General features: G+C 60.7%; 27 protein-coding genes. 11 read left to right on the top strand and 16 right to left on the bottom strand.

Features of this window, described 5'->3' with window-relative positions; all coding sequences use genetic code 11:
- Positions 1-37: 37 nt before the first annotated feature.
- Entirely contained in the window at positions 38-1,228 is a 1,191-nt protein-coding gene (locus AC02Y0_RS20245; protein ID WP_476380805.1) for a multidrug effflux MFS transporter, read from the top strand.
- A 56-nt stretch (positions 1,229-1,284) separates the two neighbouring features.
- On the opposite strand, the gene AC02Y0_RS20240 is transcribed toward AC02Y0_RS20245, so the two are convergent.
- Complete coding sequence (locus tag AC02Y0_RS20240; protein ID WP_476380803.1) at positions 1,285-2,508, bottom strand: argininosuccinate synthase; 1,224 nt, start codon at positions 2,506-2,508, stop codon at positions 1,285-1,287.
- Between the two features lie 238 nt (positions 2,509-2,746).
- Here AC02Y0_RS20240 and AC02Y0_RS20235 point away from each other — a divergent pair, with 238 nt between their 5' ends.
- Both AC02Y0_RS20235 and AC02Y0_RS20230 read left to right on the top strand, forming a co-directional pair.
- Positions 2,747-3,610: an SDR family NAD(P)-dependent oxidoreductase gene (locus tag AC02Y0_RS20235; RefSeq protein WP_476380802.1), complete on the top strand. Its 864-nt coding sequence runs from the start codon at positions 2,747-2,749 to the stop codon at positions 3,608-3,610.
- Between the two features lie 74 nt (positions 3,611-3,684).
- Positions 3,685-4,326, top strand: coding sequence for a LysE family translocator (locus AC02Y0_RS20230; RefSeq protein WP_476380800.1), 642 nt, complete (start codon positions 3,685-3,687; stop codon positions 4,324-4,326).
- Positions 4,327-4,359: 33 nt separating this feature from the next.
- Here the strand turns inward: AC02Y0_RS20230 and rlmN are convergent, their stop codons facing one another.
- The 4 genes from rlmN to AC02Y0_RS20210 form a co-directional block, all read right to left on the bottom strand.
- Complete coding sequence (gene rlmN / locus AC02Y0_RS20225) at positions 4,360-5,598, bottom strand: dual-specificity RNA methyltransferase RlmN (RefSeq protein WP_476380799.1); 1,239 nt, start codon at positions 5,596-5,598, stop codon at positions 4,360-4,362.
- 236 nt (positions 5,599-5,834) lie between these two features.
- Positions 5,835-6,338 (bottom strand): invasion associated locus B family protein, encoded by a 504-nt coding sequence (locus AC02Y0_RS20220; protein ID WP_102021262.1) that lies wholly within the window; start codon positions 6,336-6,338, stop codon positions 5,835-5,837.
- Positions 6,339-6,602: 264 nt separating this feature from the next.
- On the bottom strand, positions 6,603-6,983 hold the full coding sequence (locus AC02Y0_RS20215; protein WP_444556891.1) for a YkvA family protein: 381 nt from the start codon (positions 6,981-6,983) through the stop codon (positions 6,603-6,605).
- 76 nt (positions 6,984-7,059) lie between these two features.
- Positions 7,060-7,362 carry a 4a-hydroxytetrahydrobiopterin dehydratase gene (locus AC02Y0_RS20210; RefSeq protein WP_476380797.1) on the bottom strand — a complete coding sequence of 101 codons (303 nt, stop codon included), beginning with the start codon at positions 7,360-7,362 and terminating at the stop codon, positions 7,060-7,062.
- Positions 7,363-7,398: 36 nt separating this feature from the next.
- On the opposite strand from AC02Y0_RS20210, the gene AC02Y0_RS20205 reads away from it, so the two are divergent.
- A complete protein-coding gene (locus tag AC02Y0_RS20205) occupies positions 7,399-7,857 on the top strand; it encodes a low molecular weight protein-tyrosine-phosphatase (protein WP_476380795.1) in 459 nt (152 codons plus the stop codon).
- Here AC02Y0_RS20205 and thpR read toward each other — a convergent pair.
- Positions 7,806-8,399 (bottom strand): RNA 2',3'-cyclic phosphodiesterase, encoded by a 594-nt coding sequence (gene thpR, locus AC02Y0_RS20200; RefSeq protein ID WP_476380793.1) that lies wholly within the window; start codon positions 8,397-8,399, stop codon positions 7,806-7,808. The two genes, AC02Y0_RS20205 and thpR, sit on opposite strands and share 52 nt — an antisense overlap.
- Before the next feature lie 66 nt (positions 8,400-8,465).
- On the bottom strand, positions 8,466-9,113 hold the full coding sequence (locus AC02Y0_RS20195) for an arylesterase (RefSeq protein WP_476380791.1): 648 nt from the start codon (positions 9,111-9,113) through the stop codon (positions 8,466-8,468).
- A 75-nt stretch (positions 9,114-9,188) separates the two neighbouring features.
- Here AC02Y0_RS20195 and AC02Y0_RS20190 point away from each other — a divergent pair, with 75 nt between their 5' ends.
- From AC02Y0_RS20190 to AC02Y0_RS20180, 3 genes are all read left to right on the top strand, one after another.
- Entirely contained in the window at positions 9,189-9,902 is a 714-nt protein-coding gene (locus AC02Y0_RS20190) for an ABC transporter ATP-binding protein (protein WP_476380789.1), read from the top strand.
- On the top strand, positions 9,899-12,445 hold the full coding sequence (locus tag AC02Y0_RS20185; protein ID WP_476380787.1) for an ABC transporter permease: 2,547 nt from the start codon (positions 9,899-9,901) through the stop codon (positions 12,443-12,445). The genes AC02Y0_RS20190 and AC02Y0_RS20185 overlap by 4 nt, the downstream gene beginning before the upstream one ends.
- A 176-nt stretch (positions 12,446-12,621) precedes the next feature.
- Positions 12,622-13,359: a Bax inhibitor-1/YccA family protein gene (locus AC02Y0_RS20180; protein WP_148166131.1), complete on the top strand. Its 738-nt coding sequence runs from the start codon at positions 12,622-12,624 to the stop codon at positions 13,357-13,359.
- A 141-nt stretch (positions 13,360-13,500) separates the two neighbouring features.
- Here AC02Y0_RS20180 and AC02Y0_RS20175 read toward each other — a convergent pair whose 3' ends face one another.
- The 4 genes from AC02Y0_RS20175 to AC02Y0_RS20160 all read right to left on the bottom strand — a co-directional run bounded on the left by AC02Y0_RS20175 (position 13,501) and on the right by AC02Y0_RS20160 (position 18,446).
- A complete protein-coding gene (locus tag AC02Y0_RS20175; RefSeq protein WP_102021030.1) occupies positions 13,501-14,076 on the bottom strand; it encodes a CarD family transcriptional regulator in 576 nt (191 codons plus the stop codon).
- Positions 14,077-14,457: 381 nt separating this feature from the next.
- Positions 14,458-14,796, bottom strand: a complete 339-nt coding sequence (gene fdxA / locus AC02Y0_RS20170; protein WP_102021031.1) for a ferredoxin FdxA — start codon at positions 14,794-14,796, stop codon at positions 14,458-14,460.
- Positions 14,797-14,985: 189 nt separating this feature from the next.
- Positions 14,986-15,396: an RNA-binding S4 domain-containing protein gene (locus AC02Y0_RS20165; RefSeq protein ID WP_102021032.1), complete on the bottom strand. Its 411-nt coding sequence runs from the start codon at positions 15,394-15,396 to the stop codon at positions 14,986-14,988.
- On the bottom strand, positions 15,396-18,446 hold the full coding sequence (locus AC02Y0_RS20160; RefSeq protein WP_476384101.1) for a helicase-related protein: 3,051 nt from the start codon (positions 18,444-18,446) through the stop codon (positions 15,396-15,398). The genes AC02Y0_RS20165 and AC02Y0_RS20160 overlap by 1 nt, the downstream gene beginning before the upstream one ends.
- 358 nt (positions 18,447-18,804) lie before the next feature.
- On the opposite strand from AC02Y0_RS20160, the gene AC02Y0_RS20155 reads away from it, so the two are divergent.
- The 3 genes from AC02Y0_RS20155 to AC02Y0_RS20145 are packed head-to-tail and all read left to right on the top strand — an operon-like array spanning position 18,805 to position 20,253.
- A complete protein-coding gene (locus tag AC02Y0_RS20155) occupies positions 18,805-19,872 on the top strand; it encodes an alpha/beta fold hydrolase (protein WP_476380784.1) in 1,068 nt (355 codons plus the stop codon).
- The gene (locus AC02Y0_RS20150; RefSeq protein WP_476380783.1) at positions 19,805-19,957 is read left to right on the top strand and encodes a DUF3309 family protein; all 153 of its coding nucleotides are present in this window, start codon (positions 19,805-19,807) and stop codon (positions 19,955-19,957) included. Before AC02Y0_RS20155 ends, AC02Y0_RS20150 begins: the two co-directional genes overlap by 68 nt.
- A 41-nt stretch (positions 19,958-19,998) precedes the next feature.
- Positions 19,999-20,253: a glycine zipper domain-containing protein gene (locus AC02Y0_RS20145; RefSeq protein WP_102021036.1), complete on the top strand. Its 255-nt coding sequence runs from the start codon at positions 19,999-20,001 to the stop codon at positions 20,251-20,253.
- Between the two features lie 339 nt (positions 20,254-20,592).
- Here AC02Y0_RS20145 and phbB read toward each other — a convergent pair whose 3' ends face one another.
- Together phbB and AC02Y0_RS20135 are read right to left on the bottom strand one after the other, a co-directional pair.
- Entirely contained in the window at positions 20,593-21,318 is a 726-nt protein-coding gene (phbB, locus tag AC02Y0_RS20140) for an acetoacetyl-CoA reductase (protein ID WP_476380781.1), read from the bottom strand.
- 150 nt (positions 21,319-21,468) lie between these two features.
- Positions 21,469-22,650 (bottom strand): acetyl-CoA C-acetyltransferase, encoded by a 1,182-nt coding sequence (locus AC02Y0_RS20135; RefSeq protein ID WP_476380779.1) that lies wholly within the window; start codon positions 22,648-22,650, stop codon positions 21,469-21,471.
- A gap of 224 nt (positions 22,651-22,874) precedes the next feature.
- Between AC02Y0_RS20135 and phaR the strand changes: the two genes are divergently transcribed.
- Positions 22,875-23,453: a polyhydroxyalkanoate synthesis repressor PhaR gene (gene phaR / locus AC02Y0_RS20130; protein WP_102021039.1), complete on the top strand. Its 579-nt coding sequence runs from the start codon at positions 22,875-22,877 to the stop codon at positions 23,451-23,453.
- Between the two features lie 41 nt (positions 23,454-23,494).
- Here phaR and AC02Y0_RS20125 read toward each other — a convergent pair whose 3' ends face one another.
- The 3 genes from AC02Y0_RS20125 to AC02Y0_RS20115 form a co-directional block, all read right to left on the bottom strand.
- Positions 23,495-23,890, bottom strand: coding sequence for a hypothetical protein (locus AC02Y0_RS20125; protein WP_102021040.1), 396 nt, complete (start codon positions 23,888-23,890; stop codon positions 23,495-23,497).
- 134 nt (positions 23,891-24,024) lie between these two features.
- Entirely contained in the window at positions 24,025-24,210 is a 186-nt protein-coding gene (gene rpmF, locus AC02Y0_RS20120; protein ID WP_006724402.1) for a 50S ribosomal protein L32, read from the bottom strand.
- A gap of 156 nt (positions 24,211-24,366) precedes the next feature.
- Positions 24,367-25,014: a glutathione S-transferase family protein gene (locus tag AC02Y0_RS20115; RefSeq protein ID WP_476380777.1), complete on the bottom strand. Its 648-nt coding sequence runs from the start codon at positions 25,012-25,014 to the stop codon at positions 24,367-24,369.
- Positions 25,015-25,067: the final 53 nt, after the last annotated feature.

The raw sequence follows: 25,067 nt of genomic DNA, 5'->3' as shown, positions 1-25,067 counted from the left end.
CATGCCGCGCCAACAGCGATACACTGAGCGAGTTTTCATGACCCAAATGCGCATGAGCGAGCGCCGCACCACGTTTCTCGGTGCCTTCCTGACCACGCTCGGCCCCATTTCCATGGCGATCTACACGCCGGCGATGCCCGAACTCGTACGCGCCTTCGGAACGACGGACGCCGCAATCAAGCTCAGTCTCTCGATGTTCTTCGCAGGCTTCGCCCTCGCCCAGCTGGTTGCCGGACCGCTTGCCGATGCGCTCGGTCGAAAAAAGGCAACGCTGATCTTTCTGGCGATCTATCTGGCCGGCTCGCTTCTGGCCTTCGTGGCGCCGAGCGTCGAATTCATCCTGGCGGCACGCCTTGTGCAGGGTATCGGCGCATCCGTCGGCGTCGTCGTCGGCCGCGCCATCGTTCGCGACCTCTATACAGGCGCCGATGCAGCACGCATCCTCAACACGATCGGCATCTTCCTCGCGGTCGGTCCGGCCATGGGGCCAACTCTCGGCGGTCTGACCCTTGCTGCCTTCGGCTGGAATGCGGTGTTCCTGCTGATGGTCGCCTTCGGCCTGATGGCCATGGCCTTCACACTGCTTCTACTCCGGGAAACGATCGTTCCGGACTTGGGGCGCCTGAGGCCAGGCCAGTTGTGGCGCAACTATATCGAAGTCGCCGGCAATGCCCGCTTCATCGCCGCCTCCCTGGTGCTCAGTGGCACGATCGGCGCCCTCTACGCCCAGTCCACGATGCTGCCCTTTGTCCTGATCAACGAGGTCGGCCTGACACCTACCCAGTTCGGCCTGGGCATGCTGATGCAATCAGGCGCCTATCTGACGGGATCACTGACGCTGAAACTCGTCTCTCGCAAGATTTCCGGTCTCACCGCGTCGAGGATCGGCATCGCACTCTGCGGCACGGGTGCCATCGCAATGGCATTGTCGGTCGCCTTCGTGCCACCCTTCTTCCTGTCGGTCATGGGACCGGTGGCGGTCTGCACTTTCGGGCTCGCCTTCTTGAGCCCTCATGTCGTGACGATGAGCATGGCCCCGTTCCCGCATATCGCGGGGTCAGCGTCTGCCCTGACAGGCTTCCTGCAGATGAGTGCAGGCTTCGCAGGCGGTGTCGCCGCAGCCTCGATCGGCGATCCGCTCACCGCCTTCGGCATCATCATTCCCTTCATGGAACTGAGCGCTGTTGCCGGCTTCCTCTGGTTGCGCCACCTCGAACGACGGGCATAAAAAAGCCCGCCTGCCAAAGGGCAGACGGGCTATCTGTCGTCTTTGCTGAGTAGGGCTTACTTGCCGAGATTGCGCTTGGCGAGCGTGCGCAGGCGCAGCGCATTCAGCTTGATGAAGCCGGCCGCATCCTTCTGGTCGTAGGCGCCCTGGTCGTCCTCGAAGGTGACGAGCTGGTCGGAATACAGCGACTTCGACGACTCACGGCCGATGACCATGACATTGCCCTTGTAGAGCTTCAGCGTCACTTCGCCTTCGACATGCTCCTGGCTCTTGTCGATCAGGGCCTGCAGCATCTCCCGCTCCGGCGAGAACCAGAAGCCGTAATAGATCAGCTCGGCGTAGCGCGGCATGATCTCGTCCTTGAGATGGGCTGCACCCCGGTCGAGCGTGATCGATTCGATCGCGCGGTGTGCCGAAAGCAGGATCGTACCGCCGGGGGTCTCGTAGACGCCGCGCGACTTCATGCCGACGAAGCGGTTTTCGACGAGGTCAAGGCGACCGATGCCGTTGTCGCGGCCGTAGTCGTTGAGTGCGGCGAGAAGCGTTGCCGGGCTCATGCGAACGCCGTTGATCGAGACAGCATCACCCTTTTCGAAGCCGACCTTGATGATGGTGGCCTTGTCCGGAGCGGCTTCCGGAGAAATCGTGCGCATGTGCACGTATTCGGGAGCCTCGACGGACGGATCTTCGAGAACCTTGCCCTCGGACGAGGAGTGCAGGAGGTTGGCGTCGACCGAGAACGGCGCCTCGCCCTTCTTGTCCTTGGCAACCGGGATCTGGTTCTGCTCGGCGAAGGCGAGCAGATCAGTGCGGCTCTTGAAGGCCCAGTCGCGCCACGGAGCGATGATCTTAATATCGGGGTTCAGTGCATAGGCCGAGAGTTCGAAGCGAACCTGGTCATTGCCCTTGCCGGTCGCGCCGTGAGCGATGGCATCGGCGCCGGTCTTCTTGGCGATATCGATCAGGTGCTTGGAGATCAGCGGACGGGCGATCGAGGTGCCGAGCAGGTAGACGCCTTCATAGACGGCATTGGCACGGAACATCGGGAAGACGAAATCGCGGACGAACTCTTCGCGCACGTCCTCGATGAAGATCTCCTTGATGCCGAGCATCTCGGCCTTCTTGCGGGCCGGCTCGAGTTCTTCACCCTGGCCGAGGTCGGCCGTGAAGGTGACGACTTCTGCACCGAGTTCGGTCTGAAGCCATTTCAGGATGATCGAGGTGTCGAGACCGCCGGAATAGGCGAGGACGACTTTCTTCACGTCTTTGGGGAGTGCCATGTCGATGTTCCGTCTGGAAGGAGCGAGGCTCAAACCCCGCCTGGATCAAGAATGGCGGCACTTTTAGCGAGATTCCGCCGGTACGCAAGGGCATCGACCGGCCGAGGTGGCGGCCAAGATCGGTTGGGTCTGATAGCCGGGCAAGCCAGGGACCGATTTGCCGTCATGTTGACGAAGCCGAACACGGGTACCATATCGCCATCACTGCCAAAGCCATTGACCTGGAAGGAATTTGCCCATGATGACCCCACATCCAGCACTCGTGAAAGGTCATGTCGCCGTCATCACCGGCGCCGCCTCTGGCATTGGCCTCGCAACCGCCAAGGCCTTTGCTGGCATGGGTCTCTGCGTCGTTCTGGTTGACCTCGACGGCGATCAGCTGGCCGCCGCAGCCTTGGAAGTCGCCCCGCTGTCCGCAAACGGCGACACGGATGTCGTCGCCATCGGCACGGATGTGTCGAAGCTGGATGAACTCGAAGCGCTGGAGCGCGCCGTCATCCAGCGGTTCGGACGCGTGCATGTACTGATGAACAATGCCGGCATCCAGCCGGGCAGTGCGCTCTTCGGGCCGCAGGCAAACTGGGAGAACGTTCTCGGCGTCAACCTGATGGGCGTCATTAATGGCACCCGCACCTTTGGCCCCGGCATGGTCGCCCACAAGGATGCGGCCTTGATCATCAACACCGGCTCGAAGCAGGGCATCACAACCCCGCCCGGCGATCCCGCCTACAATGTCTCCAAGGCGGGCGTGAAGGCGTTCACCGAGGCGCTTCAGCACGAGTTGCGCAACACGCCGGACTGCAATGTCACAGCCCACCTGCTGATCCCCGGCTTCGTCTTCACGGGCCTGACCGCAAACGGCCGCACCGAGAAGCCGGCAGGCGCCTGGACACCAGAGGAAACGGTCGAGTTCATGCTGGAAAGCCTTGTCAGAGGCGACTTCTATATCCTCTGCCCTGACAATGATGTGAACCGCGCCCTGGACGAAAAGCGGATCGCCTGGGCCGCCGGCGACATCATCGAAAACCGCCCGCCCCTCTCGCGCTGGCACCCGGACTATGCCGATGCCTTCAAGACCTACCTGTCGATCCCCAGAGGCTGATTGGCAAGGTCGATGAAGGCCGTTATGGATTGATCACCCGCAGCTAGCGGGTGCTTCATCATGCGGTGACATCAATGGATTTTATCCCGAGCCTTCCCGTCTTCCTCGCCTTCAGCCTGGCGCTGCTGCTCCTTGCCATCACTCCCGGTCCGGACATGACGCTCTGGATCAGCCGCTCACTCCGCGATGGTCGTGCGATTGGCCTGATGACTCTCGCCGGAACCAGCTTCGGGATCTCGATCCACACCCTGCTGGTTGCCTTCGGTATTTCGGCGCTTATCGTCGCCTCACCGACGGCATTCATGCTGCTCAAGACGGGTGGCGCCGCCTATCTGTTGTGGCTGGCGCTCCAGGCTGTCAGACATGGATCGAATTTCGTCATCAAGGCGGATGGTGATGCGGTCATCTCGAAAAAGGGCGCCTTCCTGAACGGGCTCTGGGTCAATCTCTTGAACCCCAAGGTCATCATCTTCTTCATGACCTTCCTGCCGCAATTCGTCACCGCGACCGACCCCAACGTCACCGGAAAGCTGATCTTCCTCGGCATGTGGTCGATAATCCTGTCGCTGCCGATCGGCGTCGGCATCGTCTATGGGGCGGATTTCATGTCGAGCTGGCTGCAGGCGAACCGCAAGGTTCTGCGCGGCATCGATTACACCTTTGCCGGTGTCTTCTCCATTTTCGCGGTGAAGATCTTCATGACGCAGGCCAAATAGGCTGGTCGGCGGGACAGCGGCCCCGCCTCACCCTCAATCGTCGTCTTCGCCGTGATTGGCGATCATCATCGCTTCAAACGCCAGGCGCTCGGTCTTGCGCATGCGCTCGGATTCCGACTTCAGCTGACCGCAGGCGGCCAGAATATCCCGGCCGCGCGGTGTGCGGATCGGCGAGGCATAGCCGGCCTGGTTGATGAAATCAGCGAACTTCTCGATCGTCGCCCAGTCGGAACACTGATAATTGGTGCCCGGCCACGGGTTGAACGGGATCAGATTGATCTTCGCCGGTACGCCCTTGAGCAACTGGATCAGACCCTTGGCATCTTCGAGGCTGTCGTTGACGTCCTTCAGCATCACATATTCGAAGGTGATGCGGCGGGCATTCGACAGGCCCGGATAGTTACGACAGGCTTCGATCAGCTCCTTCAGCGGGTACTTCTTGTTGATCGGCACCAGCATGTCGCGGAGTTCATCACGGACGGCGTGCAGCGAGATCGCCAGCATGACGCCGATCTCGTCGCCGGTCCGGTAGATCTCCGGCACCACGCCCGAGGTCGACAGGGTGACGCGACGCTTGGACAGCGACAGGCCATCGCCATCGGTCGCGATCAGCAGCGCCTTCTTCACCTCTTCGAAATTGTAGAGCGGCTCACCCATGCCCATCATCACGATGTTGGTGATCTTGCGATCGCTCGACGGCATCATGGTGCCCACCGGGATCTCGCGGTCCGGGAAATCGCCGAGACGGTCACGCGCGAGCAGAAGCTGAGAGAGGATTTCCTCAGCCGTCAGATTGCGCACCAGCTTCTGCGTGCCGGTGTGGCAGAAGGAGCAGGTGAGCGTACAGCCGACCTGGCTCGAAATGCAGAGCGTCCCGCGACCCTCTTCCGGAATGTAGACGCTTTCAACTTCCACAGGCCGACCCGCGCCACGCGGCGGAAAGCGCAGCAGCCATTTGCGGGTGCCATCATTCGACACCTGCTCTTCGACGATCTCGGGACGCGCGATGGTGAAATGCGTCTTCAGCATTTCACGCATGTCCTTGGAGACATTCGCCATATGGTCGAAGTCGGAGATGCCGCGGACATAGAGCCAGTTCCAGATCTGCGCCACGCGCATCTTGATCTGCTTTTCCGGCACACCCTTGCCGCGCAGGGCCTCACCCAGCTCCTCGCGGTCGAGGCCGAGCAGGCTCGGCTTCTCGGCGAAAGCGGTGGGGCGAACCGGAGCCGCAGTCTGGCTACGCTCAGGAAGCGTCACTGAAACTGTCATCGTCTGGACCTCTGGACCATATGGAGAAGCATGCTCGGATCGAGCGCGTCCCGGCTGGCAGGTGTGAATTCATGGATCATGGCGGACAGGGGATCGAGCCCATGCCCTAATTTGCAGCGGCCAATAGCAGCTTTTTTAGCTTCCGTCACCCCAACCGCCTGCGGGGCGGCCATGCGCAAATGAAAGGGGCCGGCAGATGCTGCCGGCCCCTTCCGTAAAATTCAGGCGTTCCGGCCTTAGTTGCAGTTCTGGATCTTCTGCAGAGCTGCCGAGATACCGGAAAGCGAATAGGTGTAGTTTGTGGCCGTACCACGAGCCGATGTCGCGGTGACGGTCATCGACGAGCCACCCTTCATCGCAGCGACGAGCGCAGGCTCTTCAGCTGCATTCTCGACCCAGGCGGAGGTATCCTTGACGAACAAGACGAAGTTCTTGTTGTCGATCTTCACATTGACCTTGGAGTCGCCCTTCATCGGGTAACCCATCATGGCCTGCGGCTCATACGAGATGTTCTGGCCGGGACGCTGCGACACGACAAAGAAGATGTCGCCGTGATTGACGCTGGCCGGTTCCTTGGTGGTCGGAACGGACAGCACGTAGCAAACAGTGCCGCCATTCGACTTGTAGGAATAGGCGCCCCAGGCCTTGAACTGCTCGATCCGCGTGGGCGATTGCGCGTTGGCGAGCCCGCTGCTCGCCAGGAGGATTGCCAGTGCGGTTACGCTACTTCTTACGAACATGTCTTCCTGCCGGTTGTTTCCATCCATCACCCGACCATGCGGCCGGGCGCTCATCGTCAAAACCTGTGTTCAGTTTGACTTAATTTACCTTACCAAACGATGAACGGCGCACGCCTTGTTGTCATATTTGGCGTCAACGTCCTGTCTGGCGCCCCGAAATCCGGCAAAAAACGGTTTTCGGACCTCGATCCTGCTGACGATGTAGAATGAAAGAAAAAGGCAAGAGTTGGGCTGCCTTGGACACCAAGGCGGCCTCGTGACCATTCAGGTCGGCTGGACGTCGTCCGCAAGGGCTTTATCGGCCTCGTCGTAGTGACGATCCTTGATATGCCTGTTTATCAAGGCGATCGCTGTGGTCAGCACCGCGATGTCATCGGTGAAGCCAACCACCGCAAGAATGTCCGGCACGACATCGATCGGTAGGACGAAATAGCCCAGGGCCGCCAGCAGGATACCCCTGACGCGGAACGGGGTTTCGCGGTCCGTCGCGCAGTAATACGCAGCCACCAGATCCCGTGAAAAAGGGATCTGCCGTGCAGCCTTCTTGAAGGTCGGCCAGAAACGGCTGCGCACCTTCGCTTCCTGCTTTTCCTGCGTCTTTTCGTCGCCCGGAAGCAGAATCTCACCGATCTTCACATCATCCATAGCCCATCGATCCCTTCGTTCGGACCCGATCAATCATATGTGAAGCGAGGAAGCCGAATTCAATCGCCGCACACACTTATCCGTTTCGGGCCGCGGCCAGATCCATGAGAACGGCAAGCTTGAAGTCGAGTTCCGTCACGCCGCCAGCCGAATGGGTCGTCAGCGTCACATCGACCTTTTTGTAGACGTTGAACCACTCCGGATGGTGGTCGAGCTTCTCGGCGGCAAGCGCACATTCGGCCATAAAGCCGAAGGCCTGGCGGAAGTCGCGAAACACATAGTGCTTTTCGATGGCAGCACCGTCGCGCCCGACCGCCCAGCCATGCATCTCGCCAAGGCGCGCTGCGATGGACGCCGCATTCAGTTTTTCGTATTTCAAAGGCCTCACTCCTCGTTTGCCTTGCAGGATCAACCAATGCCGGCACCATCAATTCTCTTCGTCTGCCTGGGCAATATCTGCCGCTCACCGCTGGCGGAAGGAATCTATCGCCACCTGACCGAGGCTGGAAGCGGAAAGCCTGTGATTGCGTCCGCTGGTATCGGTGGCTGGCATGTCGGCAACCCGCCCGACCGGCGATCGATCAAGGTGGCAGCCGCGAAGGGGATCGACATCTCGCGTCAGCGCGCGCGGCAGGTCCGCCCCGAGGATTTCCTCAAATTCGATCTTATAGTCGCGATGGACAGCAGCAATCTCGCGAGACTTGAAAGCCTGATGCCATCGGAGGCAACGGCTCGACTGCACCTGTTTTCAGAGCTCGCCTTCGGCACGCGACAGGACGTCCCCGATCCCTATTACGGCGACCTGGAAGACTTCGAAGCGGTTTACAGCATGCTCTTTTCAGGCTGCAGCGCAGTCGTCGCAAAATTCGAGTAGCCGGCCGCCTCGCGAAGCGGGAAGACCTCTTCGGTCAGATAGGGCCCACCACCAACTGATTCCCGGGAAGAGAGAAGCACGAAGCGTCCGATCCGGAACGGCATGGTGTGGAAATCGCCGCGACCGCCGAGGTAGTGCACGACATCCTCGACACGAGACGCCTTGAGCCGGGCAAGCGTGACATGCGGGGTGAATTTGCGCGGATCGGGTGGCAGGCCGATCCTCTGGCAGATCCGTTCGATCTCGCCCTGCAGCGCATAGAGCTCCGGCGCGGCCGAGACACCGGCCCAAATGGAGTGTGGCTTCTTCGATCCGAAGGAGCCGATGCTGTTCAAGGTCAGGGAAAACTCGGGACGATCGATCCGATCGAGCCTGTCGACAATCTCGTCCGCTGTCCTGCCGTCTACGTCACCGATGAAGCGCAGTGTGATGTGGTAATTCTCCACATCGATCCAGCGCGCTCCAGGCAGGCCACCGCGCAGCAATGAGAGGCTCATGGCAGCGTTGCGTGGAATTTCGAGGGCAGTGAACAATCTCGGCATGGAGCGCTCCCCGAATCTTTTGCAGGTGCTCACAGCGAATCATGCAACGGCATCAGGCGCAAGCGTTTAATTCGACTGACCCTTGATGCCTGCCACCCAAGATTCGGCGAGAGGCAAGATGCGTTCCGCCATCAGCTTCAAGCCTTCCGTGTTGGGGTGCATCCCGTCCTCGAGCAGCAGACTGCGTTCGGTGATCACGCCGTCGAGCACGAAGGGGTAGAGCGGCAGATTATGCTTCTCCGCAAGCCGCGGATAGATCGCATTGAACCTGTTGCCGTAGTCCTCACCCATGTTCGGCGGCGCCAGCATGCCCACGAGCAGGATCGGGATATTGCGCTCCTTCAGCCGGGTAATGATCTGTTCGAGGTTCTTCTCGGTCTGCTCCGGTGGAATGCCGCGCAGCGCGTCGTTGGCGCCCAGTTCGAGAATGACCCCGTCTGTCCCCTCCGGCACTGACCAGTCGACGCGGGAAAGTCCGCCCGAAGTCGTGTCTCCGGAAACGCCGGCATTGCTGATCACGACGTCATGGCCCTTGGCCACAAGCTCCCGCTGCAGCTGGGCCGGCAAGGCGTCTTCCTGAGGCAATTGATAGCCCGCCATCAGGCTGTCCCCGAGACCGACGAGCTGGAGCGGTTCAGCCGCAGCAATCCTGGGCCCGGCAAGGGTGGCGAGCAGTATCACGGCGAAATGAAGGAACGCTGCTTTAAATGTCATGGTGGCTTCCCTAGATTGGCAAGAATGCCGCAGTGCGGCGAAGCTTCAGTCCCCGCAGATATAGGATGGATGAGTGTGAGAAACAGCATCATCGAACTGAAAAGCGCCGATCTCACCCTGGGCAATGCCGCAGCCTCCGTTCACGTTCTGAAGAGCATCGACCTTTCCATCGCGGAAAGCGAGGCGGTGGGGATTGTCGGGCCGTCCGGGTCTGGCAAGTCGACGCTTCTGATGGTGCTGGCAGGTCTCGAACGCCTCGACAGCGGCGAAATCCATGTCCGCAACACGCCGCTGCACACGTTGAGTGAAGACCGCCTTGCCGACTTCCGGGGCAAGAACATCGGCATCGTCTTCCAGTCTTTCCATCTGATCGCCAACATGACGGCGCTCGAAAATGTCGCCGTCCCCTTGGAACTCGCCAACGTAAGGGGCGCCTTCGACATTGCCCGCAAGGAGCTGGAAGCCGTCGGGCTCGGCGAGCGCCTCAGCCACTACCCTGGCCAGTTGTCCGGCGGTGAGCAGCAGCGCGTTGCGATCGCTCGAGCCCTTGCACCATCGCCGGCAGTGCTGATCGCCGATGAGCCGACCGGCAACCTGGATACCGAAACTGGCCGCCAGATCGCCGATCTTCTGTTTTCAAAGCAGAAGGAGCGCGGCATGACGCTGATCCTCGTCACCCATGATCCGTCACTCGCCGCACGCTGCACGCGCCAGATCCGGGTCGCATCCGGCCAGATCGCAGGCGATAGCCGAACCGAGCAGGCCCGTCTCGCTTCGGTGTCCGCATGACGTCCTTCGGCGCACGCTTCTCCATCGCCTTCCGCATCGCGCTGCGTGAACTGCGTGGCGGCCTGAAGGGATTTTACATTTTCCTCGCCTGTATTGCGCTCGGGACCGGCGCCATTGCGGCCGTGAATTCCGTGTCGACGGCGATAACCGATGCGATCTCCTCGGAGGGACGCACCCTGCTGGCTGGCGATGTGCGCTTCGAGCTCGACAACAGAGAGGCAACGCCGGAAGAACTCGCCTTCCTCGAGCGCTTCGGTGCGGTGTCAGTTACGACAAACCTGCGCTCGATGGCCCGCCTCGCCGATGGCTCCGACCAGTCTCTGGTCGAGATAAAGGCCGTCGATGAAGCCTATCCGCTTTACGGCCGCCTCGTCGCCGAACCCGATCGCCCCCTCGGCGAACTTCTGGCCACCGACAACGGCGCCTATGGCGCGGTCGTCGCCCCTCTGCTGCTGGAACGCATGAACATGAAGGTCGGCGACGAATTGCTCGTCGGCAATGCGCGGTTCCGCATCAATGGCACGATCATAACCGAGCCGGATAGCATCTCCGACGGTTTCGGCTTTGCCCCGCGCTTCCTCACCAGCCGCGAAGGGCTGTTTGCAAGTGGTCTCGTGGCGACCGGCAGCCTCGTCGAGCATGCCTACAAGATCCGCTACGCCGATCCTGCGCCCGCCACGGAGACGATCCGCCAGCAAGCGCAAGCCGAATTCCCCACCGCCGGCTGGTCCATTCGCGGCAGCGACCGCGCAGCGCCCGCGCTCACCGAAAACATCGAACGCTTCTCGCAGTTCCTGACGCTCGTCGGCCTGACGGCCCTCGTGGTCGGCGGGGTTGGCGTTGCCAATGCCGTGCGCGCCTTCCTCGATTCCAAGCGCACCGTGATCGCAACGCTCAAATGCGTTGGCGCGCCGGCCTCCGTGGTGGTCATGGTCTATCTGATCCAGATCACGCTGGTCGCCTCGATCGGCATCGTGGCCGGCCTCTTGCTTGGCATCATCGCCCCGCCAATCGTCGCGAATTACCTGTCTGGCCTCCTGCCGATTTCTGCCGAAGCGACGATATACCCGCGCGCGTTGTTGCTGGCAGCGGTGTTTGGCATGCTGGTGACGTTCGCCTTCGCCATCCTGCCGCTCGGCCATGCGCGCAAGGTTCCGGCAACGGCACTCTTCCGCGAACAGGGCTTCGAGGCCGCAGGGCTGCCGTCGTGGCCGTACCTGCTCGCCATGGCGATGTCGCTTGGCGCACTGGCGGCGCTTGCGATCTTCACCTCTGAACAGCAGCGGATCGCGACGATCTTCCTTGCCGCCATGGCAGCCGGCTTCGTACTGCTGCGGGTGGTCGCCATGGGCATCGCCTGGCTTGCCAAGCGCAGCCCCCCCATCCACTCGGCAGCGCTCAGACTGGCAGTCGGCAACATCCACCGTCCCGGTGCATTGACTCCTGCGGTGACGCTCTCGCTCGGCCTCGGCCTCAGCCTCCTCGTGGCACTCGCCTTGATCGACGGCAACCTGCGACGTGAATTGACAGGTAACCTCCCGGAGCGCGCACCCAATTTCTTCTTCGTCGACATTCAGAGCGGCGAAATCGACGGTTTCCGAACCCTGGTTGAAGGCATGGCGCCCGAAGGCAAGTTGATCGAAGTGCCGATGCTGCGCGGCCGTATCGTCGAGCTCAATGGCACCGATGTGGCCAAGGTCGAGGTGCCGCCGGAAGGACGCTGGGTGTTGCGTGGCGACCGAGGCCTGACCTATGCCCGCAACGTACCTGAGAACAGCACCGTCACCGAAGGCGAATGGTGGACCGACGACTACACAGGCGAACCGCTCGTATCCTTCGCAGAACAGGAAGGCCGCGAACTCGGCCTGAAGATCGGCGACACGATCACTATCAACGTGCTCGGCCGCAACATCACAGCAAAGATCGCCAACTTCCGCACGGTGGAGTGGGAAAGCCTGTCGATGAACTTCGTCATGGTTTTCTCGCCGAACACCTTCGCCGGTGCTCCCCATGCCTGGCTGGCAACCTTGATCGATCAGGAAGCGACGGCGGCTGAGGAAGCCTCGATCCTGCGATCGGTCACCCAGCAATTCCCGACAATCACGACGGTCCGGGTCAAGGATGCACTGGATATTGTCGACCGCCTCGTAGGGCAGTTGGCAACCGCCATCCGGGCAGCAGCGGCAATTGCACTCATCGCCTCGGTTCTCGTCCTCTCCGGCGCACTGGCAGCCGGCAACCGGGCTCGCACACACGACGCCGTCATCCTGAAAACGCTCGGCGCCACGCGTGCCATGCTGATCCGGGCCTTCACCTATGAGTATATGCTGCTTGGGGCGGCGACTGCGATCTTCGCATTGATCGCCGGCGGCGGCATTGCCTGGTTCGTGTTGAGCCAGATCATGAACCTGCCGTCCAACTTCCTGCCCGATGTTGCCTTGATGACGCTTGCCATCGCACTCGTCGTCACGATCGGCATCGGCCTTGCTGGGACCTGGCGCATCCTCGGCCAGAAGGCAGCTCCCGTGCTTCGCGAGTTATGATGCCAAGGGCGGATGGATCTGCCATCCGCTCAGCATTACCGCGATTTAAGCTTGCGGCCCTTGTCGAGGACACGGGAACCCCTCATATTGAGATCACGCATGCTGGGCTTCGCAGCGGTGCGGGCGCCTTTCTAAAGGCTCTGCCGTCCAACATCGAAGCTTTGAGAGAGGAAAACATGTCCGAACTTCGTAACTATCAGAGCCGCACGGGTCAGACCCAGTCGGCCACGATGATCGACGAAGGTCTGCGCGCCTATATGCTGAAGGTCTACAACCTGATGGCACTGGGCCTCGCCATCACCGGTATCGCAGCCTTCGCAACCTTCCAGATGGCCGTATCGAACGGCGAGCTGACCGCTTTCGGCCAGGCAATCTTCCTGAGCCCGCTGAAGTGGGTGGTCATCCTGGCGCCGGTCGCCATGGTGTTCTTCCTCAGCTTCCGCATTCACAAGATGAGCGTCGCAGCCGCACAGACGACCTTCTGGGTCTATGCTGCGATGATGGGCCTGTCGCTGTCGTCGATCTTCCTGATCTACACCGGCGCGAGCATCGTGCAGACCTTCTTCGTGACCGCGGCCTCCTTTGGTGCCCTGTCGCTCTACGGCTACACCACCAAGCGTGACCTGTCGGCCATGGGCTCGTTCCTGATGATGGGTCTCTTCGGCCTGATCATCGCGTCGCTGGTCAACCTGTTCATGGCCTCCTCGGCCCTCGACTTCGCGATCTCGGTGATTGGCGTCCTGATCTTTGCAGGCCTGACCGCCTACGACACGCAGTCGATCAAGGAGTCCTACCACGAGAGCCACTCCAGCGAGATGGCTGGCCGCAACGCCATCATGGGCGCGCTGCGCCTCTATCTCGACTTCATCAACCTCTTCCTGTTCCTGCTGCGTTTCCTCGGAAACCGCGAGTAACAGCTGAGAGGCAAGTTCTGGGAAACCCCGCTCCGGCGGGGTTTTTCTTTGTCCGCGATGTAGCCGACGAGCGGGCGACAGATACAAAAAAACCTCCGGTTCTCACCGGAGGTTTTTTCATGACCATGCACTGAAGCTGCTTTACGCCGCTTCTTCTTCCTGGGTATCGTCTTCTTCGATCGTCTTCCCGCGCTTGGGACCCTTGGCGAGGTTGACCTCGACAAGGCGAACGGCTTCCGTCTCGGACATCTTGTTCACGGCAGCGATTTCGCGAGCCATGCGGTCGAGGGCAGCTTCATAAAGCTGACGCTCGGAATAAGACTGCTCCGGCTGGTTCTCGGCGCGATAGAGGTCGCGAACGACTTCTGCGATCGAAATCAGGTCACCGGAATTGATCTTGGCATCATATTCCTGGGCGCGACGCGACCACATGGTGCGCTTGACGCGGGCCTTGCCCTGCACGACCTTGAGAGCGCGATCGACGAAATCGGTCTCGGAGAGCTTGCGCATTCCGATGCTCACGGCCTTGGCGACCGGAACCTTCAGACGCATCTTGTCCTTCTCGAAATCGATCACAAAAAGCTCGAGCTTCATCCCGGCCACTTCTTGCTCTTCGATGGCGGTGATGGTACCCACGCCGTGAGCGGGGTATACGATCGACTCGCCGGTCTTGAAGCCGTGGCGCGCCGAGGAATTCTTCTTCTGCTGGGTCGTCATTCTATTCAAATACTCCCTGTTTTGCTCCCGGCGAGATGCCGGCGCCGGGTCGGTCAGGCCCGGATGAGACGACAAGACTGCGAAACTTGTCATCCTGATCCAGTCCGCCACACAGTCAAAGCCACCTCGTCGCGACGGAGACACGACACAAGCGGTGTCGCCGATGTCACGGAAATCGCGCGTTGGTGAAGTTGCTTTCGTGATGGTTCAGGGCATAGCTATGCCGCAAAGTGGAACAGTTCCAAGAGGCTATCACAAAAAGACGAGGAAATCAATATTTTAGTGCAGTGCGCCACAATCGTGACGCACACAAGGGCGAATCCGCCGTCAAGTGATGGAAATTTGGGCAGGATTCACTCAGGCCCAACCTTAGTCCTGGTATCAGTCGCCCGAACCAGGATTCTCCGAGAAGAACTGCTCGAACTTGCCGTCAACGCCGTCCATCTCCTTGGCTTCCGGCATCGGCTCTTTCTTGACAGTGATATTCGGCCAGATCTTCGCGTAATCGGCGTTGATCTTGAGCCACTTGTCGAGACCCGGCTCGGTATCCGGCTTGATCGCCTCAGCAGGACATTCCGGCTCGCAGACACCACAGTCGATGCATTCATCCGGATGGATGACGAGGAAGTTTTCGCCCTCATAGAAGCAATCGACGGGGCAGACCTCGACACAATCGGTGTATTTGCAGCGAATGCAGTTGTCAGTGACGATATAGGTCATGCGGCACTCCAGGATGACGTTCTCGAACGGCAGGAGAGAGACGAATGCGGGTATTCCGATCGGGTGACACCCTGTTCGGAAGGCTCGCGCCCCACCGGGAATTAATGTCGGACGGCATGTGAGCTAAAGCGGAATCCCCGACAAGGCAAGGATAAACACCCTCAATTCTGGCGCCTTTGTAGAAATTTTCTAATCCGCCGACCAATCCGGCTCGCCACGCAGTTCATCGAGCGCGCGGCGCTCCTTCTTCGTCGGCCTCCCGGCTCCGGGCGCCCGAACACCAGGCTCGGATGGGCTGAAGGGCTTCTTCTCGGCCGGAGGCGTGAGATCCTCGTAGAGGAGCTTTGCTTCCTCGTAAGGGCCTCGCCGCTCGCCGGGTAGTTTCACGACCAGCACAAGGTCGCGCTCGGGCATTGCGATCTCAAGCTTGTCGCCAGGCTTGACCTGGTGGCTGACCTGGCGAATTTTCTGGCCATTGACGCTGACATGGCCGGAAGCCACGCGCTCTTGCGCGAGGCTGCGTGATTTTGCCACACGGGCGAAGAACAGCCACTTGTCGATGCGCTGGCGCGAACCGCTTTGTGACTGCTTGTCGTCCATTACTTCTTCAGCTGCTCCTTGAGAGCCGCGAGCTTGGCGAAAGGCGAATCCGGATCGATCGGCTTCTCCTTGCGCGGCGGCTTTGCTTCGAAGCGTGCCGGCTGCGACTTGTTGTTGTCGCGCTCCGGCCGCGGACCACGGTCCTTGCGGTCACCACGATCCTGGCGATCACCCTTGCCGGCAAACTTGCCACGATTGTCGTCTCGACGCTCGCCGCGATTGTCCGACCGACGATCATCGCGACGGCCTTCGCCGCGCTTCTCGCCAGCAGCCTCGCCGCCTTCGCGCGGGGCCGGGTTGCGCTGGCCCTGCGGACGGCGATCGCCAGCCGGACGGCCCGTGCCACGCTGGTTGTCGTTACGACCACCCGGACGCCAGAGAAGAACGGGCTTCGGCTCGGTCGGCTCGGCCGACTGCTCTTCGGCAGCGGCAGGCTCAACCACTTCAGCGGCAACCGCTGCAGCAGGTTCTTCAGTCACAACAGCCGGTGCCTCGCCTTCGGCAGAAGCCTCGGCGGATTGGTCGGCATCATCAACGGCGTCGTCGCTCTTTTCAGTAGCCGCCGGAGCCTCAGCCGCAGCCGACCCCGTCTGAGCAGCGAGGAAAGCAGCAGCCTCTTCGGCCGAAACGCTGTCAGCACGATAGCCGAGACCCTTGAGGATCTCTTCCATGTCGTCAGGGGTGGCACCCAGAATGGAGAGCATGGCCGTCGTTGTCGTGAAGCGGCGGCCGTCATAAGCGCCGTCAGGACGCGCCGGCGAACCGGGCTTCCACTGCAGCAGCGGACGAATGAGATCTGCGAGACGCTCGAGAATGTCGATGCGCACCGCACGCTTGCCGAGGAAGCGGAAGCCGGCAAGCTTGTAGAACATGCGCTCGAAGCTCGGATCCGTGACGACAGAGGTACGGCCGGCAGCCAGCACCGGGATCAGATCGCCATAACCCGGCTTGTCGAGGCCGTCGTTCTTCAGCGCCCAGAGCAGCGTGATCAGTTCGGCCGGAGCCGGCTTCAGCAGAGCCGGCATGAAGATGTGGTAGGCGCCGAAGCGCACGCCGTAGCGGCGCATCGATGCGCGACCATCCTGGTCGAGCGTCTTGACGTCGTCTGCCACGTCACGGCGGAAGAGCACGCCCAGGTTCTCGACGAGCTGGAAGGCGAGACCCTTGGCCAGGCCCTGCAGGTCTTCTGCGCGGGAGAGGTCATCGAGCGGCTTCAGCACGGTCGAGATGTGATGATTGACGTAGCGCTCGACGCGCGCAGCAACATGATCACGGGCAATGCCGGTCAGCTGTTCGTCGGCAAGCAGAATGACACGCGGATGCAGGATGTGATCCGTACCGGTGAGACGGGCAACCGGGTCGCCGAGCCAGCGGACGAGACCATCCGAGCCGATGGCAAGGTCATTGTTGCCAGAAGCATGCAGGCGTGCTGCCCGCGCTTCGAACTCCAGCGCCAGAGCCTTGTATGCGGCGGCCTGAACTGCCTTGGCATCCGGACCTTCCATGCCGGAGATCGGCGTGAACCGGAAACCGGAGAGTTGTCCCATGGCATGGCCTTCCACGAAGACATCGCCGTTCACACTGATTTCAGCTTCCAACATTGCATTCTCTCTTAAGCGCTTCATGAGCACAGATGTCCTGCGATCAACAAAGCGTTTCGTCAACCGTTCATGTAACGCATCGGACAATCGGTCTTCGATTTCCCGCGTCTTTTCTTGCCAGTGTGTCGGATCGGCAAGCCAGCCGGGCCGGTTCGACACGTAAGTCCATGTTCTGATCTGGGCGATCCGCGCCGAAAGCGTGTCGATCTCGCCATCGGTCCGGTCTGCCCGGCGCACCTGTTCGCCGAGGAAATCCTCGTTCACGGTGCCCCGCCTGACCAAATCAAAATAGAGACTCTGAATCAGATCTGCATGCTGTGCAGGCGTAATGCGCCGATAGTCAGGCAGAGCACAGGCTTCCCAGAGTTTTTCCACGCGTTCCGGTCGGTCCGTGATGTCGGAAATCTCAGGATAGCGCGACAGATACTCAAGCGCCTGCTGATCGGTCGCCGGCAGGGCGCGCGTCAGTCCTTCGACGCGGGGTACCGCATCAAGGCTTCGCTGCAGGCCGGCAATCGACGAGAAGTCGAACTTCTCGGTCCGCCATTGCAGAACTTTGACGGGATCGAATTGATGGGTCTCAAGCCGCTCGACCAGTTCCTCATCGAACGGATCGACGCGGCCCGTAACGCCGAACGTGCCATCCTTGATGTGTCGACCGGCGCGACCGGCAATCTGGCCCAGTTCGCCTGGATTAAGATTGCGGAACTGGTAGCCGTCGAACTTGCGGTCCTGGGCAAAGGCGACATGGTCGACATCGAGGTTGAGCCCCATGCCAATGGCATCGGTGGCAACGAGATAATCGACATCGCCTTCCTGGTAGAGGCCAACCTGGGCGTTGCGCGTCCGCGGGCTGAGAGCACCCAGCACGACGGCTGCTCCGCCGCGCTGGCGCCGAATGAGCTCGGCGATCGCATAGACCTCGTCGGCGGAGAAGGCGACGATGGCGGTGCGCTGCGGCAGGCGGGTAATCTTTTTCTGGCCCGCATAGAAGATCTGCGAAAGCCGGGGGCGCTCGACGATGGTGATGCCGGGCAGCAGCTGGATGAGGATCGACTTCATCGTCGCCGAGCCGAGCAGCAGCGTCTCTTCACGCCCTCTCAGATGCAGCAGACGATCCGTGAAGATATGCCCTCTCTCAAGATCGCCGGCGAGCTGGATCTCGTCGATCGCGACGAAGGCCACTTTCGTTTCCCGCGGCATAGCCTCGACGGTGCAGACGGAAAAGCGGGCATTCGGAGGGCTGATCTTCTCTTCACCGGTGACGAGAGCGACGTTCTTGACGCCGACCCGCTCGACAACACGGGTATAGACCTCGCGGGCCAGAAGTCTGAGCGGCAACCCGATCATGCCCGACCCGTGCGCGACCATACGTTCGATGGCGAAATGGGTCTTGCCAGTGTTCGTTGGCCCCAGCACAGCGTTGACGCCGCGGCCACTCAAGATCATGGGTTGGGTATTCAAGGACCGCTCCGCTTGCCGGGACCGCGCTTCTGCATTCCGGCACCCTTGGCCAACACATGGCGACGAACAGGGGCAAAGGCAAGGCGCTTGTCGCAAACACCCCAGAATTCCTCGCAAACCCTTGATCAGAATCATCTTTCTGAATCAGGAACACTCTGCGAACGAATCAGCGACGAATCGGTGACTCCGGCTGATTCAGTGTTTGTTCACGGCTAGATCTGGAAGCCTTCTGGGCTCCGCCACACCAGATGCTGAATCACCCTCCGACCGCATCAACCTTCCCAACAGCCGGTCGATGGAACAATCGGGAACATCTTCACGTTCCGCCGCCGAGGTGAAACTGATGACGCTATCCCCGCCGCCCCCAGAATGGATCGGAAACAACGAGTTGGCTCAGGACTACGCCCTGATCCACGGCATGGTCATGGCGCCATCCTTTTGGCGCACCTATGCGCCGGACGTTGTGCGAAAATCAAAGAGCGCGGCCTACGCCCTACCCGGCCACCACCCCTGGAAACTCTCAGCACCTGGCCAGTTGATTACGCCCGAGGCGGTAGCTGCAGCCTATGCTGAGGCGCTCAGGCGCGATTTCGGCGGCAGGCCAGTCACGCTGATCGGCCACTCCACGGGCGGCTTCGTCTCGCTGCTGATTGCACGGCATTATCCCGAACTGGTGAAGTCGATCGTCTTGATCGGCGCCTTCGCCTGCGGTCGCTTCGAGGGCCAGGAGCGCCTGCCGGCCAAGCTTTTGCGCGTTCCGCGGGTTGGATACTTCCTATTTCGCCAGTTCTTCCAGCGCTGGATCTCCACGAGTGAGCAGTTTCGCTGGGGCTCTGTCGAATGCGTTTTCGACAAGGGATGCCCCTGGCAGAACGATCGCGCGGTCGAGGCCATGGAAGATGTGCGGCTGCAATTGCTGCAGGCGAGGCCCGAAGACATCGCGGCCTGCATTCATTTCATGTCGGCGACGACCCTGGTCGCGGACCTGCCGTCAATCCGTGTACCGGTTCTCAACATTGTCGGGGCCGATGACGCCATCGTGCCGCCGGCCCATCAGCTGCGCGTGTCCAAGCTGCTTCCGCAGGTGCAGACGGTCCTTCTGCGCAATTGCGGGCATCTGCCGATGGTCGAGCATCAGACCCTGACCGCAAGCGCCATCAGCGCATTCGTTGACGGCATTGCCACGCTGCAGGCGAAAAACCGCCGCCCCATGGCAGGCAAAGCCGCAGCCCAGATGTTTCAGTTCATGAGCATGAGCCTGAACCGGACGGAACAAAGTCCGGCTGGTCGCGTTCAGACCGCACAAGACAGCATTCTGCACCAAGGCTTAGGAGAGGGCCCCCATGAGTACTATCCTCATCGTCATTCTTATTCTGTTGCTGATCGGCGCCCTGCCAAACTGGGGACATAGCCGCAGATGGGGCTACGGCCCGTCGGGAGGCTTGGGCCTCGTACTGCTCATCCTCATCATCCTGATGTTGATGGGTCGAATTTGACCTGAAGTGAAAATCCAACTCGACATAAAAGGTATAGGACGATGAAAAAGACCCTTCTGGCACTCGCATTGATCGCCCCGCTCGCATCCTGCACGGCAACTGAACGTGGCGCCGGCATCGGCGCGGCTTCTGGCGCAGTCATCGGTGGCGTTGCTACCGGTAACGTCCGCGGCGCAGCCGTTGGCGCAGCAGTCGGCGGTGTCGCCGGCGCCCTGATCGGCAATTCTCAGGAACGTTCCGGCTATTGCGTCTACCGCGATCGCTACGGCCGCACCTACGAAGCACGTTGCCGCTAATAGGCATATCTGCAAAAAGCCGCCGAACCTCGGGTTCGGCGGCTTTTTTTGTGCGCGGAATTAACTTCGCGATCAAATCCGGAACGAATCAACGACGAATCGCGGACTTAAGCATCTTCCCGGTTTGTTCACCGCTAGATATTGTTGAATAACAATTAGTTAACCATAGGGCGCGGTGGATATTAAGAACTTTGCCGGCAGAAAAGAGGGCAATCCTTAACGGCCTAACCGACCTCCCATCGGAGATCCGAAACGCTACCCAGTCTTGAGATAGTTCACGCCATACAAATGCAAGAGGCCGGCACTAGGCCGGCCCCGAGGCGAAACACTGACGGTTGCTCAGACGAAGAACTGGCCACCATTCGCCGAAATCGTCGATCCCGTAATGAAGCCGGCATCATCCGAAGCGAGGAAGACAACGCAGCGGGCGATTTCTTCCGGTTCACCGAGTCTGCCGACCGGGATCTGCGGGATGATGCGCTCGTTGAGCACCTTCTCAGGGATCGCGCGCACCATCTCCGTGCCGATATAACCGGGGCAAATGGCGTTGACCGTGATGCCCTTGGCAGCGCCTTCCTGCGCCAGCGCCTTGGTGAAGCCGAGGTCACCCGCCTTGGCGGCAGAGTAGTTGGCCTGGCCCATCTGGCCCTTCTGGCCATTGATCGACGAGATGTTGATCACGCGTCCGAAACTGCGGTCGCGCATGCCTGTCCAGACCGGATGCGTCATGTTGAAGAGGCCGGTGAGGTTCGTGTTGATGACCTCGTTCCACTGGTCCGGCGTCATCTTGTGGAACATGGTGTCCCGCGTGATGCCGGCATTATTGACCAGCACGTCGACCGGGCCGAGGGCAGCCTCGACGGCAGCGATCCCGTCAACGCAGGCCTGGTAGTTGGAGACGTCCCACTTGAAGACCGGAATGCCGGTCTCTGCTTCAAAGGCCTTCGCCTTTTCCTCGTTTCCGGCGAAGTTTGCGGCCACCGTGTAGCCGGCATTCTTCAGAGCGATCGAAATCGCAGCACCAATACCGCGCGTACCGCCGGTTACCAAAGCCACTCTGCTCATGCTGTCCTCCCCGTTTTTTCTGTATGGGTTCCCGTCTGGATCAACCGCTGCGGTTCCCATCGCAACGGCATGACTTCGCCATCCCGGCTTCAGGCCGGGACAGAACTTGGTGATGTCAATGATGAGCCGGCGCCATCCTGGCTGCCCGGATCAGAAGGCCTCGAGGCACATGGCAACGCCCATGCCGCCGCCGATGCAGAGCGTGGCGAGGCCCTTCTTGGCGCCGCGGCGCTTCATCTCGAACAGAAGCGTATTGAGGATACGCGCACCCGATGCGCCGACCGGATGGCCGATCGCGATTGCGCCGCCATTGACGTTGACGATCGACGTATCCCAGCCGAGGTCCTTGTTGACGGCGCAGGCCTGTGCTGCAAAGGCCTCGTTGGCCTCGACGAGATCGAGATCGGAGATCTTCCAGCCGGCCTTTTCAAGCGCTTTGCGCGAGGCCGGGATCGGGCCGGTGCCCATGATCTTCGGGTCGACGCCGGCAGTCGCCCAGGAAACGACGCGGGCAAGCGGCGCGATACCACGACGCGAGGCTTCTGCCTCGGTCATCAGGAGTGCTGCGGCAGCGCCGTCGTTGATACCGGATGCATTGCCGGCGGTAACAGTGCCTTCCTTGTCGAAGGCCGGCTTCAGCTTCTGCATGCTTTCGAGCGTCGCACCGATACGGATGTATTCGTCCTGGTCGACGGTGACGTCACCCTTGCGACCCGGCACGATGACCGGCACGATCTCGTCCCTGAAGCGACCGGCGACCTGGGCGGCCTCGGCCTTGTTCTGGGAAGCGACGGCGAATGCGTCCTGCTCGTCGCGGGTAAGCTGCCACTGGCGAGCGACATTTTCTGCCGTCGTGCCCATGTGATAGCCGTAGAAGGCGTCGGTCAGGCCGTCCTTGATCATGGTGTCGACCATCTTCAGGTCGCCCATCTTGGTGCCATTGCGCAGATGCGCGCAATGCGGCGCCATGGACATGGATTCCTGACCGCCGGCAATGATGATCTTCGCATCACCGGTTGCGATCTGCTGCATGCCGATGGCAACCGCGCGCAGGCCCGAGCCGCAGAGCTGGTTGAGCCCCCATGCGGTCGCTTCCTGCGGAATGCCGGCCTTCATGGCGGCCTGACGCGCCGGGTTCTGGCCCTGACCCGCTGTCAGGATCTGGCCGAGGATGACTTCGTCGACTTCACCAGCCTCGACGCCGGCGCGCTCCAGCACGGCCTTGATGGCGATGGCACCGAGATCATGCGCCGCGACGGACGACAGGGCACCGTTGAAAGATCCGACCGGGGTTCGGGCAGCGCTCGCGATGACGATGGACGGGGTGCTCATGGACGTCTCCTCGGGTTTTGTGATTGAGGAGAAACTGACAAAGACTCCCGCCGGTGTCAAACAAGATAAACCCTCACTTCTCGTTCTTTGGTTGCGCTTCCCTGTCTTTCGTCAAATGCCGATCATGCATCGCACAAAGAGATTGTCACCGGACTGAATTTGCGCTTACACTCCTGACCGGGAAGAGCAAAAACAATCGAAAAACGACGGGTTAGGAGACAGAAATGGCCAAAGCCGATGGCGAAATCGTTATCAAGAAATACGCCAATCGACGCCTCTACAACACCGGCACGAGCACCTATGTCACCCTCGAGGACTTGGCCAAGATGGTCAAGAAGGGAGAGGATTTCCTGGTGCAGGACGCCAAGTCCGGTGAAGACATCACGCATTCCGTCCTGACCCAGATCATCTTCGAGCAGGAATCCAAGACCGGCAACACGCTGCTGCCGATTTCCTTCCTGCGCCAGCTCATCAGCTATTACGGCGACCAGATGCAGATGGTCGTTCCGAGCTTTCTCGAACATTCGATGAAGGCCTTCACCGAGCAGCAGACCCAGATGCGCGAGCAGATGACCAAGGCCTTCGGCGACCATCCGCTGTCGAAGAACCTGCAGATGCCGATACAACTGATGGAAGAGCAGGTGAAGCGCAACACCGAGATGTTCCAGCAGGCCATGCAGATGTTCTCGCCCTTCCTCGGCGGCCAGCAGCCAGCCAAGGAAACGAAAAAGGCCGAGGCCAAGGATATCGACGAACTGAAGGAGCAATTGCGCTCCCTGCAGAACAAGCTCGACAATCTGTAAAACGAGACGAGGCCCCGGAAGGGGCCTTTTTCACGACGGGATCAAAGCCCGATCGAAACGTCGCGACCTGCAGCCCGGTTGGAGATTGTGAAGCCAGCGACGACATCGATGAAGGCGATCACCATCAGGCTGAAAAAGAGCTGCGTGGCCGCATCGCGCACGAGCAGGAATTCCACGAGAAATCCGACGAAGACCAGCATCGACAGCATATGGTTCATCAACGAACCACGATTGCTGAGCGTCGCCTTCAGCATCTCGAAAAACAGGCAGATGAGGGCGGACAGGATGACGAGGTCGCCGAGCGTCATTGTCCAGACGGCCCCGGACAGCATTGGCACAGTCATGATCACGCCGGAGAATGCCGAAACCCCGCTTCCCAGCATCACGGCATTATAAAAGATGAACGGCACGACCATGAGTGGAATGGCGACCAGCATGCAGAATCCTTCCTGACAATGCGATCGCACCGCGCTCGGGGGCGATCAGCCGCGCGATTTAACTATGCCTAATGACAAATGAAAAGGCCGGCGCAAGCGCCGGCCTTTCAAAACAGTCAGTCGAAGCGCAGAAGTTATGCGCTTTCCTTCGGCGTCAGAACCTGGCGGCCGCGATACATACCGGTCTTCAGATCGATATGGTGCGGACGGCGCAGTTCGCCGGAGTTCTTGTCTTCGACATAGGTCGATGCCTTCAGCGCGTCAGCAGAGCGGCGCATACCGCGCTTGGACGGGCTTGTTTTTCTTTTCGGTACAGCCATTTTCGTTACTCCACGTGACGGACAAGACGGGTTTATGCGGCCTCGATGAGGCCGGACAGAACCTGTCTCGATCTCGGAATTTGGCGGGCTTATACATGCCCGAAGTGGGTTTGACCAGTCCCCAGGTCACTTTTTTCGAATCCGTGACAAGGCCGATCAGGCCTCGTCCTCGGGCACGATCCAGGGTTCGGCCAGCGCCGCGTCTTCCCAGGCCCGCCAGGCCGGATGCGCACGCATCCCATCCATATAGGCGATCGTCTCGGCATTGCGAACCAGATCATAGGCGCTGAAGCGATTGACGACCGGTGCGAACATGGCGTCGGCCGCGGAGAAAGCGCCAAACAGGAAGGGACCGCCGGAGCGCTGCAGCATGTCCCGCCAGATCGCCTCGATGCGAGCGACATCGGCCGTCACGCCGTCGGGCAGTGGGATCGCTTTCACCGGCCGACGCATGTTCATCGGGCAGGCCCCGCGCAAAGCCCGAAAGCCGGATAGCATTTCCATGGAGATGGAGCGCGCCAGCGAGCGGCTCTCGCAGTCGGCAGGCCAGAGCCCGGCATCCGGATAGAGCTCTGCAACATATTCGATGATGGCAAGCGATTCCCAGACCCGGACCGAGGCGTGGTGCAACACCGGTACCCGCCCGGTCGGCGACATCTCCCGAAAGCGCGGATGGGTGGCACCTGGCCCGAACGGGATCAGTTCCTCGCGAAACGGGATGCCTGCGGCGGTCATTGCGATCCACGGCCGGAACGACCAGGAGGAATAGTTCTTGTTGGCGATGTAAAGGGTCAGTTCGTCCATCAGGCTCTCCGAACAGTTGAGCTCCAACCTAGACCCATAACCGGCTTGCGGAC

It is taken from the genome of Allorhizobium sp. nf9_anc (assembly GCF_056323085.1).
This window is presented reverse-complemented; position numbering and strand designations above follow the sequence as displayed.